This is a genomic window from Celeribacter sp. PS-C1 (assembly GCF_019429625.1).
In the GTDB taxonomy this organism is placed as follows: domain Bacteria; phylum Pseudomonadota; class Alphaproteobacteria; order Rhodobacterales; family Rhodobacteraceae; genus Celeribacter.
The window spans coordinates 90883-103702 of sequence record NZ_JAHXRW010000013.1 but is presented as its reverse complement, the minus strand read 5'-3'; the positions used below and the strand labels follow the sequence as shown (position 1 = coordinate 103702).

Below are 12820 nucleotides of genomic sequence, written 5' to 3'. Positions count from 1 at the left end.
CCGGCGCCAACACCGACGTCAAAGTCAGCCTCTCCTCCGCTCCGCGCTCCAACATCGAGTTCGTGCTCGTCGGCGCAAACGGTGCTGACCTGGCCGAAACCAACGTGAACAACATCCAATAAAGCGTCACCGTACTTCTTCGGAAGTGCTTCGTGTCTCGAAATTGAGTCCCTCCAGTTTCGAGATGCGCTTTAAAGGGTGGTCCAATCCGCTCTGATCTGATCGGGTGGATGAGAAATGTCGCCGGAGGGAACTCCGGCGGCATTTTTTTGGCTGTGAGATCGCTCCAATCATGCGCCTGGAACAGCTGGACGGTTTGAATAGCAGCCTGTCCTGCGACCGGGCCAATCACATTTGAAATTCCGCAAATCCTTTTGGTGGATTTCCCAAATTAAATGTGTGACATCGGGGCGCTGAATGGAGAATGTGATGAGTCTGCCAGAGAACTTTGCCGAGAACACATTGGAAAAAACAAACGCGCGTCTGACCAAACTGTTTGCCAACCGCACCGGGCGGATGCGGGCGTCTGAGATCCGCGAGCTTCTCAAACTTCTGGACCAGCCGGACATTATTTCCTTTGCCGGCGGCATTCCCGATCCGGCCTATTTCCCGCGCGAAGCCTTTGCTGAGGCGATGACCAAGGCACTGAGCGAGCAGGCGGCGGCGGTTGCGCTGCAATATTCCACGTCTGAGGGCTATACGCCGCTCCGCGACTGGATCGTCGGCTATATGGCGCGTCATGGTGTGACGTGCTCGCGCGACAACATTCTGATCACGGCTGGCTCGCAGCAAGCCTTGGATTACCTCGGGAAAATTTTTCTGAATGCGGGTGATACCGCGCTTGTGACCTGGCCGACCTATATGGGGGCGCTGGGCGCGTTCAATGCCTATGAGCCGCGGTACGATCGGATTGACCCGCAGACCAACCGTCCCACAGAGGACGTCTTGGCAGATGCCAAAGCCGCAGGTGGCGAGGTCAAATTCGCCTACCTCTCGACCGATTTCGCGAACCCCACCGGCGTGACCCTGACCGAAGATCAGCGCCGCACGGTGCTGTCCCGCGCCGAGGCGCTGAATTGCGCGGTTATCGAGGATGCGGCCTATCAGGAGCTGCGGTATCGGGGCGACGCGATCAAGCCGATCCTCGCTTTGGAGATCGAAGAGAAGGGCGATATCGATGCCTGTCGCACGATCTACCTTGGCTCTTTCTCAAAAACCCTGGCGCCGGGGCTGCGCGTCGGTTGGGCCGTGGCCGCGAAATCTGTGATCAGCCAGATGGTGCTGACGAAACAGGCCGCCGATCTTCAGACCGCAACAATCAACCAGATCGCGGTGAGCGAAGTGGCGAACGGTGTGTTCGAGGATCACGTCGCCAAGCTGCGCGAGGTTTACGGCGTGCGGCTGGATGCAATGTTGGCGGCGCTGGAGCGTCACATGCCCGAAGGTGTCGAGTGGACGCGGCCCGATGGCGGCATGTTCGTCTGGGTGACCCTGCCGCGGGGTATGGATGGGGCGGAGCTTTTGAAAGAGGCGCTCAAAGCCAACGTGGCCTTTGTGCCGGGTGGGGCGTTTTATGCCGATGGCTCGAACCGCAACACGCTGCGCCTGAACTTTTCGATGTCGGCGGCGGCGAAGATCGAAGAGGGCATTGCGCGTCTGGGTGACGTCATCCGCACCCAGATGTGAGGCAGCTCTAAACGGAATAAATAGAGGGACGAAATGGCCCCTCTTTTTATATCTGGTTCTGAGGTCTCTCAGTAACCGAAGCGGCCCAATTCGCGGTAGTCGATGCTTTCCAAAAGCGGCAAGACAACATCGCGCGGCTCGCCCGAGGCCTGCACCAAGACACGACCTTCAACCAGCGCAGTCAGGTCGCCCTCGTTGTCGAGGAATTTCTCACGCCCCACGCGCACGGTTTTCATGCCCATGGCGCCAGCGTTCGAAATCATGCCGCCCATCATAGCGATCATCGGGCTGTCGACGACGATGGAAATGGTGAATTCTTCGCCCGACTCGTTAGTGTAGCTTTGCGCCGCCGCCGTGCCGCCGCCCATCATAGCGAAGCCTGCCACGGTGGCTGTGTCCTCTTCGGCTGTCCAGCCTTCGGGGGCGGCGGGCAAGAATGCGGCCAGCTCGCCGGTTTTCATTTCTTGCATCAATTGCTTGGCGTAATCCAACTCCTCGAGCGCGTAGGTCACATCGCCCTCTTCATAGGCCGAAAGGGCGCTTTGTAGCGTGTCCGTGACCTCATCTGCCATCACGCCTGTGGTCATGAGGAGGCAAAAGCCGGTGCCGAGTATCGTGGTTTTGAGTGTCATGGGGTCCCCTCCGATGGTGATAAGTTCATAGAAGACCCGCGGGACTTCTGTCACAAGGGGAAGAATAGGGTTCGGACCTCATTGCTGTTGAGGTGTATTTGACAAGGTTGATTTTGCGGCGTGCGCCAAGTCGTGCGCCGGGAGGCCATGAGTATGATCGACATGGGTGTGATAAGCGGCATCGCGATTCCGGTGGGGCTGATCGGTGTGGCGGCTATCGCGTTGCCACTGGCGCTGACCCCGCGCGGCACCCGGTCGCAGAAACGTCTGACCGTCTCGGTCCTGTTGAGCGCTCTGGGGCTTTTCGTGCTGGGTGGGGCCTTGTTTGCCTTTCTCTACGAGGTCGATGGCGTGCCGGTGATCCAGGCGATGCGCGACGCGCCGGGGCAAATGCTTGGCTTTCTCGCTCGACGTGCGGCCATGGCCAGTCTGATCTGGCTGCCGCTTCTGGGGCTGGCTTGGCTCAGCCTCGCACGCCGCGTCGAACAGATCAAATCCGACGCGGCGATGCGCCAAGGTTTTCCGGACCAAGACACATAACCCCGTCAAATCCCTCGCGCTTTCGCGGCGCTGCAGCTAAGCTAGATATAACGGCCGGACGACCCCGGCGCGACAGGGGACACCCCATGCTGGGCTTTTTGCGGTTTCTGATCATCGGCTTTGTCGTCATGACCCTGTTCTATGGGCTCTTGACGATCTACGTCCGCTCTCTCACCCGTGAACGTCTTGAAGAGGATTGGGAAAAAGAGGGTTCCATTGGCGAGAGGGACGCTTATGTGGAGGAGGGGATCAAAGCCTATGAACGCTCCTTCCGCCCGAAACTGTTGCTCTTGGTTTATATCCTGCCGCTGATCGTCTTTGCCGCGATCTTTTATGTGACGAATTTTCTGTGAGGCCTCTCCGATGCGCTATGTGAAATGGACCCTGATCGCCCTGATCGTTCTGATTGTCGGAGGCTTTGCGCATTACACCTTGCCGCAGCATGACATCGTGCGGATCGTGAACACCTATGAGGAACGTCAGGACATTTCCGGCTGGACCACGATCTTTTGGCAGGAAGCGGGCAATGGCACCGCGACAGAACAGAGCCGCGACGTCCAGTTCATTCAGGCGGTGCGTCCGAATGGCAAAGCTGTCGTGTATCGAAACGAGGACACCGGGTGGGGTTGGCCGCCCTATTTCAAATTCGACACGGCAAACCTCTATACCGAAGCTGCGGATGCAATCTCGACCAAAGCCGCGCCGGAATGGGTTTCTGTTACCCATTACGGCTGGCGCTCGCGTCTTTTGTCCAGTTTTCCGAACGCCACCGCGATCAAACCTGTCGCGGGACCTGATGTGACCTTTATCCCATGGGCCAATATCATCATCCTGACGGTCCTGTTCCTCTTTGTGGTGACGCTTTACCGCATGTGGCAACAGTTCCGCCAACGCACCATTGAGCCGCTGGTCGATGATGTCGAAGACGTGCTGGAACTGGCTGACGAAAAGAAAGACAGCGCGGTCGATAAGGTCAAAGGGTGGTTCGGTCGATGAGCCTTGTCACTTGGCTGGTCAGCGCGGGCTATGTCGCCGGATTTCTGGCAATGACGGCGGCGGTCTCACGCCGCAGCGGGCAAAAGCTTTGGCTGTTTGACGCAGGCCAAGCCGGGGCGGCCTGGGGCTTTCGCATTGCTTTCGCCATTCTCGTACTTTGGCCTGTGGTGACCAGAGCGGAGGGTGCGCCGATCTGGATCGTGCCTTCGGTTTTCGCCGCCGCTTTCGCGCTCTATGCGCAGGCCTATATGGGCCGCTCTTGGCGTATCGGCACTAAGGAGGGCGTGATCGGCGAGATCGTCACCGGCGGGCCGTTTCGGTTTTCCCGCAATCCGGTCTTTGTCGGACAAATCGCGCTCAGTTGGTTTTTGACGCCGCTTGTGGGCCTGCCGATGGCAGTGGCCGCAGTGATCATGACGGCGTCTGCGGTGATGCAGGTGCGCTCCGAAGAGGTCGTTCTGGGCCAGAATGCCGATTGGCGACGCTACGCGGAGAATGTGCCGCGCTGGATTGGACGGGTCTGAAAGCGGATATGAAAAAAGGGGCCAAGCGGCCCCTTTTTTTGTTCTGCGGTTATTCGCCGTAAGGCACCCAGATCGTCTTGACCTCGGTCGCCTGCGCCAACCAATCCCGCGCCGGATATGCCCGGCTTAGCCCATTGTTGACCCAAGTGCGCTTCAAATTCCCGGCGCTTTCTTTCTCGATCACAGCGGAAATCTCAGTGGAGGAGAAACTCCACACCGCTTCAACATCCATATGCCCGGCCATGGTCTTGGCCAACTCAGCGTGCGGTCCGGTGAGGATGTTGACCACACCCGCGGGCACGTCGGAGGTGTCGAGCACCTGATAGAAATCCGTGGCAGCCAAAGGATAGGCCTCCGACGCCACGGCGATCATCCGGTTGCCCATGGCAATCGCGGGGGCGATCACTTCGATGAGGCCCATGAGAGGCCGGTCATCACAAAACGCACCGATCACGCCGACAGGCTCGTTCATTGCCAAAGCCACACCACGCATCGGCACAGGTTTCGCGGCGCCATCAAGCTTGTCGCACCAGGCGGCATAGGTGAAGAGCGTGTCGATCGCCTCCGCCACTTCGGCCTGGGCTTTCGCCTCGGTCGTGCCGGTCAAATAGCGGATGCGCGTGGCGAATTCATCCGCGCGGGCGGAGAGGTTTTCGCCGACGAAATACAGCACCTGCGCGCGGTTGTGGGCGGTCGCTTTGGCCCAACCTTTGGCACTCTGCGCGGCCTCGACGGCATTGCGAATGTCCTTGCGGCTGGCGATGGAGCTATGACCCAAAAGCTTGCCCTTAGGGGAGTAGATCGCCTGAGAATAGCCGCCATCGGGCCGCGCCTGTTTGCCGCCGATATAGAGCTTTGCGGTGCGATCAAGACCCAAAACCTCGACTTCGTCGGGTTTCACATGCGTCTTCGCGGGTTTCACCGGCGTGGCTTTGCCCGCAGGTTTGGTATAGGCCATCAAACCTTCCCAACCACCTTCGCGGCCAAAGCCGCTCTCGCGCACACCGCCAAATCCGGCCGCCGCATCAAACATGTTCGACCCGTTGACCCAGACGACACCGGCGACGAGTTTCGGCGCAATATCCAACGCCAGATTGACGTTCTCGGTCCATACAGAGGCCGCCAATCCATAGCGCGTGTTGTTCGCCACCTGTACCGCCTCGGCGGGCGTGCGGAAGGTGGTGGACACGAGAACAGGCCCAAAGATTTCTTCCTGCATCAAGAGCGACGAGGGCTCCAGCCCCGACACCAAAGTCGGCGGGTAGAAACAGCCCTCCGGCGCTTTCACGGGTTGATGCACGGTGCCTTCCGCGCCGCCCTTGGCCACGAGGGCTTCGATCCGTTGCAACTGCACCGGGTCCACGATGGCCCCCACATCAATGCTCTTGTCCAAAGGATTGCCGATGCGCAGATTGCCCATGCGCGCCACAAGCCGCGCGTGGAAATCCTCGGCAATGCCCTCCTGAACGAGCAAACGCGATCCGGCACAGCAGACCTGACCCTGATTGAAGAAAATCGCATCGACCAGCCCTTCGATGGCGCTGTCGATGTCGGCATCTTCAAAGACGATGTAGGGCGATTTGCCACCCAGTTCGAGCGTCAGCGATTTGCCCGACCCGGCGGTTGCCTCGCGAATGCGGCGGCCCACGGCGGTCGATCCGGTAAAGGCAATTTTGTCCACGCCCGGATGCGTCACGATCATTTCGCCCACCGCGCCGTCGCCGGTCACGATGTTGACGACCCCTTTCGGCACACCCGCCTCCTGGCAAATCTGCGCAAAGAGCAAAGCGGTCAGCGAGGTATATTCCGCCGGTTTCAACACCACCGTGTTGCCCATCGCAATCGCGGGCGCGACCTTCCACGCCAGCATCAAAAGCGGGAAGTTCCACGGTATAATCTGGCCGCAAACGCCAAGCGCCTCACGCCCCGGCAGTTCTTCGTCCATGAGCTGCGCCATACCCGAGTGGTAGTAGAAATGCCGCGCCACCAAAGCCACGTCGATATCGCGGCTCTCGCGGATCGGTTTGCCGTTGTCGAGCGTCTCCAAGACGGCAAACAAACGCGCGTGTTTCTGCACCAGACGTGCCAGCGCATAGAGTACCTTGGCCCGCGCTTTGCCGTCCTTCGCCCATTTGCTTTGCGCCTTGCGGGCGGCGGCCACTGCGGCGTCTACATCGGCCTCGGTGGCCTGCGTCAGATGCGCCAAAACCTCGCCCGTGGCCGGGTTCTTCGCCTCGAAGATATGCCCCGGCTCTGTCATTTTGCCGCCGATGAACATCCCGAATCGGTCGCCGCCATCCACCAGCCAAGCCAAGGCTTCCGCCGCGCTTTCGGGCGCTGTGCCATAGTCCATCGTGTCGAAAATCTCTTTCACGCTCATTGCCCGCGCCCCTGCTTCTTCTTGGCAAAAATACTCATGTCCGACCTCATCCGATGGCGTGACGCCACGAGGCAGAATACTGCCCGGTCACATGGTGTTCCAACTGCCGCTCAATGTCGCCCAACAAAGACGAGGCGCCAAAGCGGAACAGATGCGGCGACAGCCAATGATCGCCAAGCTCTTCTTTGATCAGCGACAGGTAGACCAAAGCATCTTTCGCCTTGGAAATCCCGCCTGCCGGTTTGTAGCCGATGCGGTAGCCGGTGCGGGTATAATAGTCACGGATCGCGCGGAGCATCACCAAAGAGACGGGCAGGGTGGCGTTGACGCTTTCCTTGCCGGTCGAAGTCTTGATGAAATCCGCGCCTGCCATCATGCAGACCTGCGAGGCTTTCGCGACATTGCGCAGTGATCCCAGCTCGCCGGTGGCGAGAATGGCCTTCACATGCGCCTCGCCACAGGTGGCGCGGAACTCGCGCATCTCGTCGTAAAGCGCCTGCCAATTGCCGGTCAGGACGTGACGCCGCGAGATCACGATATCGATCTCTTTCGCACCTGCCTTGACGCTTTCCTCGATCTCCTTGACCCGCAGATGATAGGGCGAGAGACCCGCCGGGAAGCCGGTGGACACGGCGGCGACAGGAATGCCCGTGCCGTCCAGCGCCTCCACGGCGGTTTCGACCATATCGTGATAGACACAGACCGCGCCTGTGGTGATCGCGGGCATCCCCAGCGCATCCAGAAGATCGGCGCGCACGGGATGGGCGGCCTTGGCACAAAGGCGGCGCACGCGGCCCGCTGTGTCATCGCCCGCCAGCGTTGTGAGGTCGATCATTGTGATCGCTTTCAGCAGCCAGGCCGCTTGGTGATCTTTCTTCACGCTCCGCCGGCCAGGCAACGTGGCGCAGCGCCGCTCCACGGCGGAGGTATTGACGCGTTGGCGTTCGACGATATCCAAATCCAGTTCCATGCCCGGATTGCGCGGTTCATGCACTTGCGGCAATTGCGCCTTTTCCGTCACGAGGCCTGTGGCATGCGCGGTCATATCGGGTGTGCTCATCTGCAAGCTCCGTTTTAACTTGGGTGCAAGCTTGCATGCTTAGAGGGATTTGGCAATCATTGACCATTTGGTCAAACGGGCTGAACGACGCCCTTCTGATGTTTGACGCGATACTGACGCGGCGTCATGCCGAAACGCGCCCGAAACAAGCGGTGAAAATGGCTCATGTTGTGAATGCCAATGTCATCGGCGATCTCAGCGAGCGAATCCGGCGTGCCCTTGAGTTGACGCGCGGCGAATTCCATGCGTCGCGCGTTGATGTAATCCGACGGTGTCTGCCGCAAATGCATTTGCATGGTGCGCGCCACATGTGCGTGGGCTTTGCCACATTGCGCCACGAGACCCGAGGCCCCTTCGCGGAACACAGAAGGGTCTTCGGCGCGGATCAAAGCCTCGCTGAGCCAGACGGGCATGGTGGCGTTTTCATCGCGCGCCTCGAGCAATAACTCGGCCACCAGCGGCAAAAGAAAGGCCTCGAGATAAAGCGAGCTGCGCGGCGCGGCTTCGAGTGCCTTGGCAGAGGTCGAGAGGCGCGACAAATGACGCATGTCGCGGTGGATTTGGACCGGAAGCGATCCGGGGGGCGGGAAATATTGCGCCACTTCTGGAAAGCGGTCGGTCAGTTCCTTGATCCGTTTGCGCTTGAGGATGATGTTAACGATATGGCTCTCTTCGCCGACGCCCTGAAGCGCATGAGGAAACCCCGGTGCGAGAAATACCAGATCGCCCTCGGTCAGCTTCATCTGGGAGGTCTCGGTCACAAGGCGCGCGCGTCCGTTGTGCAGCCAGAACAGCTCATAATAATCCTGATCGTGCAGTGCCTTAGGGCGCGCACGCGACAGGACGGAGCGGGAGAAGTGAAACTGTTCTCCTTTGCTCAAAATGTCGGACTGCAGCAATTGGGTGATATCCATGACGGAAAGCTAGCACATGTTTTCGGATGATTCGTGACCTTTCCTTTATTTTTGAACGGGAAATGAGGGGTGGGGGAGGATTTGCTGCATTCGCGAGCATGGCTGGCAAGAAGTCGCCGGTCACGGGCTCTGACGCCGGCTCTTCCGTGCCGAAACAGAGGAAAGGTGACAGGGGGCGGCAAACGGGTTAGATGCTGCGCGAAGACTGCCAGTTTGAGGAATCGCCCCATGTCCAGCACGACGACCAGCCAGAGCTTTGAGCGCTCGATCAAGATCGCCCCTTCCATCCTTGCCGCCGATTTCGCGAATTTCGGACAAGAGATCGAAGCTGTCGAAGCCCAAGGTGCCGACTGGATCCACGTCGATGTCATGGACGGACATTTCGTGCCGAACCTGACCTTCGGCCCGGCGATGTGCAAGGCGATCCGCCCGCATATCAAGACGGTGATGGACGTGCACCTCATGATCGCTCCGGTCGATCCGTATATCGAGGCCTTCGCAGAGGCTGGTGCCGATTTCATCACCGCCCATGTTGAGGCGGGCCCGCACATTCATCGCACCATGCAGGCGATCCGCGCCAATGGCGCGAAAGCGGGCGTAGCGCTCAATCCGGGGACGCCTGCGGAAGGCGTCGAGTACCTGTTGGATATGGTTGATCTGATCTGTGTGATGACCGTGAACCCCGGCTTTGGTGGGCAAAAGTTCATCCATTCCCAGATCGAGAAGATCAAACAACTGCGCGAGATGATCGGCGACCGCCCGATCCACATTGAGATCGACGGTGGTGTGGACCCGAGCACGGCGCCTTTGGTGGCCGCTGCGGGTGCCGACGCGTTGGTCGCGGGTTCTGCGGTGTTCAAAGGCGGCTCGGTCGTGAACCCGATCCCCTACGGCGACAACATCCGTGCCATCCGCGCCGCCGCAGAAGCTGCACGCTGATCGAAGTCCAGACGTTTATGAGACAGGTTGGAGGAGGGTGATACCCTCTTCCTGAGCCAGCGCTTCGAGGTCTTCCTCGTAGTGAGCGGTCAAAATATCGATGTCTTCGGCATCCCAGCCGGGGATGTCGCAATGCGGCGACAGAGCCTCTTCTCGGCCGTATTTTTCCATGAACGCCATGATGACATGTTCATATTGCACCGGTGTTTCCGGCGGGTGGCTGGTCAAAGAGGATTTCAGCTGCTCAAAGCCTTCTTGTGAAAGCAAGGGCTTCAGCGGCAGAATGCGTCCGGCCACCGGCACCTCCGGCGGCAGATGAAACAGATGCCTCATGACGGTCGGCCAAATCAGCGGAGCGTCCTCTTCGGCCCAGATCAGCAAGGGCACATCGGGCACGGCGGCGCGCAAGGCCGCCACTGTGTCGCGCCAACGCAGGCTTTCCGGGGCGACCTGGTCCACGAACGTACTGAGCAGACGCGGCGCAGTGCCCGACGCAAAACTGTTGTGCAGAAAAATCGCCGGATTGATCAGCGCCAGACTGATCTGAAGCTCTGCTTCGGAGAATAGCTCTGCCACGGCAGCGACGCGGTCCCCGATGCCCGGGTAGAGTATCTCACCATCGACAGATTCGCGCAGCGGCGCGGCCCAGCGGGCGTCGGCCAGAAACAGATGCTGCGCCTCTGATGTGCCCAAAAGGGCGCTGCGCACTTGCGCCTCTTCCGCAGCAATCGGCGGCAGGCCGTCGAGGGTTTCGAGCATCTTGGAAATCACTCTCCAAGCGTGGCGGGGGGCGGGGACATGCACGCCATGTTTCTTGAGCTGCGCGTGGTTCGCGGAGACGGAGCGTTGGAGATCTTGAGTGGTGGCAAAATGCACGCCGATGTGCAGCGTTACACGCGGTTTTTCGGTCTCTGTCGCGTCATTCAATGTGCCGTCTCCCCGCGTTCTACGGTGAAAAAGAATTTCTCCTCGCCCGCGCGCTCAAGAACCTCGTCAGGCACACATTCCGGGCCGGTGAGAAAGACGTTGGCGCCGAAATGGCGGTGCATGCGGCTGAGTTTCTCCATCCGTGGTCCGGTTAGCTCAGTGTAGAAATTGCTGTAGTTCTCGGTCGCGCGCAGCTCTTTGATCTTTTCCTTATGGGCCTGCACACAGGCCTCATGCATGGCGCGAATGTCGGGATCGGCCAAAAGTCGGTCGAATTCGTCCTGAAGTTTCGGGATCATCCGCTGGATCGAGCGTTCTTCCTCGAAGTTGTTGTTCATGCGGAACCAATAGGCGAGGCCTTGGTCGCGGTCCACGTGGTTCACCCGGCCCCGGTCGCGTTTCACGAGGAAACTCTCGGCAGAGCGCACAGCGTAGTGATTGAGTTGCACCACGTCATAGCCATAGGTCGAGGCATTCGAACGCCATGCGTTGCGGTATTCGCCCTCGGGCATGGGTTTGGCGGAGCCATTGTACCAGCGGATCTTGTCCCAAATCTGTGGCTTGAGGCCTTTCGGGCGATGCACGCCCAGTTTCTTGAACAACCCGACGTTTTTAAAGAGGGTTTTGAACCCCCAGGCTTGATGCGGTTTGTTGGCAAATTCAGGCGCGCAGCGGAAGAATTGCTCGATCAGGAACCGGTCTTCGTACTCATGCACATCGTTGTTGCCAAAGAGCCGCCAAGTGCAGGAAATCAGGTTCGCGTCTGGCACCACATCGAAGAGCGCTGTCATCGTGCCATCGCCCACCTTGATGTCGATGAACTCGTCCACATCCATGGAAATCGCCCAGTCGCTTTCCATGATCACCGGTTCTTTCTCGGCCTGCTGAAGCGCATGGTGCTGCGGTTTGAGGCCCGTGCCGTGAAACTTGTTGTCGCGGTGCTGGACGTAGCCTTTGTCTTGCAACAGATCGAGGAAGGTGTCGGTGCCGTCCGTGCAATCGTTGGTGTAGACCAGAAAACTCTCGATCCCGATGGCGCGGTGATAGGCCAGCCATTCGAGGATGAACGGCCCCTCGTTTTTCATACAGGTCACGATGGCGACCGAGTTGTCGCCCTTGGGCGGCTGTTCCACCTCTTCATGCGGCATGAGGATCGGTTTGTGATCCCATTCCGTCTCCGACATTTTGATCAGCGGCGCGTGTTCGATCAGCGAGGCCTTGGGCACGATTTTCGACACGGTTGCTGCGCGGTGGCGAAGCGCCATAAAGCGGTAAAACGGATAGGCCACCTCCGGTTCGACACCGCCGATCCGCACCAGTCGGAATACGGCCTGATCGTCAAGTGCCGCCATCGCGGCGCACCAACGGCCGCGGCGTTTCTTGGCGTCGAACTGGACACAGATATGATCGGCAAAGCGCACCGGATCGTCGTCACGCACCCGCCACGGGTAGCATTGCTGGCCGACGAGTTGAACCACGCCGCCCTTGGCGGTTTGCACCAGATCGAACATCGTGCCGCGCGGATCGCGGGGCACAAGGTCATAGACCTCGATATTCGCTACCGCGCGAGCTTTGGTCAGAAAGAGGTGCCGGAGCATCTCATAGATCAACACATCGCCCAAAGGCGCGGACCACGGGTCGGGGGGCGGCACTTTCATTCGGTCTTTGCCCGGTGCGCCCGGAGTGACAAAGGGGTGGTGCTCCGGCGCGTTGTCGGCCTGTCCCAAGGGCACATCGCAATCGACCAGAAGCACGGCGAGATCGCCGAAGTTTTTCAGGCCGCTTTGCAGTGCTTCGGCAAACCCCTCATCTGTGCCCGGTTCTGCACGATCCAGAATGACCGCGCCTGTCAGGCCCTGATGTTTGACGTGATAGCCCAGCCAGTCCAGCACCGTCTCCGCCGTCTCGCCATTGCGCGTGGCCAGCGCCACATTGCGCCCAGCCATCAGCGAGGGTTTTGGTGCCTCGGGGGCGATGTCCTTCAATTCGCTGTTGAAAAACGCCTGAATGCCGCCCGCTGGGATGCGCCCGGTGAGCCACGGCGCATCGCCTACGCTGCGCGTTTCTGCTGTGTCCAAAAGCTTCTGGGCCACAATGGGGCTGACCTCGGAGCCTTTGGTGAAAAACAGATGCGCGCCTGCGTTCCCCGTCTGAACGGCGGCCAAAAGCACCGCCATGCCGAGGTCGCGCGACTGGATGTGATGTCTCTCAAACTGCGCCAT

At 59.7% G+C, this 12820-nt stretch carries 12 protein-coding genes; 6 read left to right on the top strand and 6 right to left on the bottom strand.

Features of this window, described 5'->3' with window-relative positions:
• Positions 1-429: 429 nt before the first annotated feature.
• The gene (locus J5Y17_RS16530; protein ID WP_219786675.1) at positions 430-1686 is read left to right on the top strand and encodes a PLP-dependent aminotransferase family protein; all 1257 of its coding nucleotides are present in this window, start codon (positions 430-432) and stop codon (positions 1684-1686) included.
• Positions 1687-1754: 68 nt separating this feature from the next.
• Here the strand turns inward: J5Y17_RS16530 and J5Y17_RS16525 are convergent, their stop codons facing one another.
• Positions 1755-2318 carry a hypothetical protein gene (locus tag J5Y17_RS16525; RefSeq protein WP_255572161.1) on the bottom strand — a complete coding sequence of 188 codons (564 nt, stop codon included), beginning with the start codon at positions 2316-2318 and terminating at the stop codon, positions 1755-1757.
• 147 nt (positions 2319-2465) lie between these two features.
• Between J5Y17_RS16525 and J5Y17_RS16520 the strand changes: the two genes are divergently transcribed.
• The 4 genes from J5Y17_RS16520 to J5Y17_RS16505 all read left to right on the top strand — a co-directional run bounded on the left by J5Y17_RS16520 (position 2466) and on the right by J5Y17_RS16505 (position 4378).
• Entirely contained in the window at positions 2466-2858 is a 393-nt protein-coding gene (locus J5Y17_RS16520; protein ID WP_219786673.1) for a hypothetical protein, read from the top strand.
• A gap of 86 nt (positions 2859-2944) precedes the next feature.
• Positions 2945-3211 carry a hypothetical protein gene (locus J5Y17_RS16515; RefSeq protein ID WP_219786671.1) on the top strand — a complete coding sequence of 89 codons (267 nt, stop codon included), beginning with the start codon at positions 2945-2947 and terminating at the stop codon, positions 3209-3211.
• A gap of 10 nt (positions 3212-3221) precedes the next feature.
• Positions 3222-3854: a DUF1523 family protein gene (locus J5Y17_RS16510; RefSeq protein WP_219786669.1), complete on the top strand. Its 633-nt coding sequence runs from the start codon at positions 3222-3224 to the stop codon at positions 3852-3854.
• Positions 3851-4378, top strand: coding sequence for an isoprenylcysteine carboxylmethyltransferase family protein (locus tag J5Y17_RS16505; protein ID WP_219786667.1), 528 nt, complete (start codon positions 3851-3853; stop codon positions 4376-4378). The genes J5Y17_RS16510 and J5Y17_RS16505 overlap by 4 nt, the downstream gene beginning before the upstream one ends.
• A 49-nt stretch (positions 4379-4427) precedes the next feature.
• On the opposite strand, the gene J5Y17_RS16500 is transcribed toward J5Y17_RS16505, so the two are convergent.
• The 3 genes from J5Y17_RS16500 to J5Y17_RS16490 form a co-directional block, all read right to left on the bottom strand.
• Entirely contained in the window at positions 4428-6758 is a 2331-nt protein-coding gene (locus J5Y17_RS16500; protein WP_219786665.1) for an aldehyde dehydrogenase family protein, read from the bottom strand.
• A 46-nt stretch (positions 6759-6804) separates the two neighbouring features.
• Positions 6805-7818: a deoxyribose-phosphate aldolase gene (gene deoC / locus J5Y17_RS16495; RefSeq protein WP_219786663.1), complete on the bottom strand. Its 1014-nt coding sequence runs from the start codon at positions 7816-7818 to the stop codon at positions 6805-6807.
• Between the two features lie 71 nt (positions 7819-7889).
• Positions 7890-8732 (bottom strand): AraC family transcriptional regulator, encoded by an 843-nt coding sequence (locus J5Y17_RS16490; RefSeq protein ID WP_219786661.1) that lies wholly within the window; start codon positions 8730-8732, stop codon positions 7890-7892.
• Positions 8733-8960: 228 nt separating this feature from the next.
• Between J5Y17_RS16490 and rpe the strand changes: the two genes are divergently transcribed.
• Positions 8961-9671, top strand: a complete 711-nt coding sequence (gene rpe, locus J5Y17_RS16485) for a ribulose-phosphate 3-epimerase (RefSeq protein ID WP_219786659.1) — start codon at positions 8961-8963, stop codon at positions 9669-9671.
• A gap of 15 nt (positions 9672-9686) precedes the next feature.
• Here the strand turns inward: rpe and J5Y17_RS16480 are convergent, their stop codons facing one another.
• Together J5Y17_RS16480 and J5Y17_RS16475 are read right to left on the bottom strand one after the other, a co-directional pair.
• Positions 9687-10598, bottom strand: coding sequence for a hypothetical protein (locus tag J5Y17_RS16480; protein WP_219786657.1), 912 nt, complete (start codon positions 10596-10598; stop codon positions 9687-9689).
• Positions 10595-12820: a glycosyltransferase family 2 protein gene (locus J5Y17_RS16475; RefSeq protein ID WP_219786655.1), complete on the bottom strand. Its 2226-nt coding sequence runs from the start codon at positions 12818-12820 to the stop codon at positions 10595-10597. The genes J5Y17_RS16480 and J5Y17_RS16475 overlap by 4 nt, the downstream gene beginning before the upstream one ends.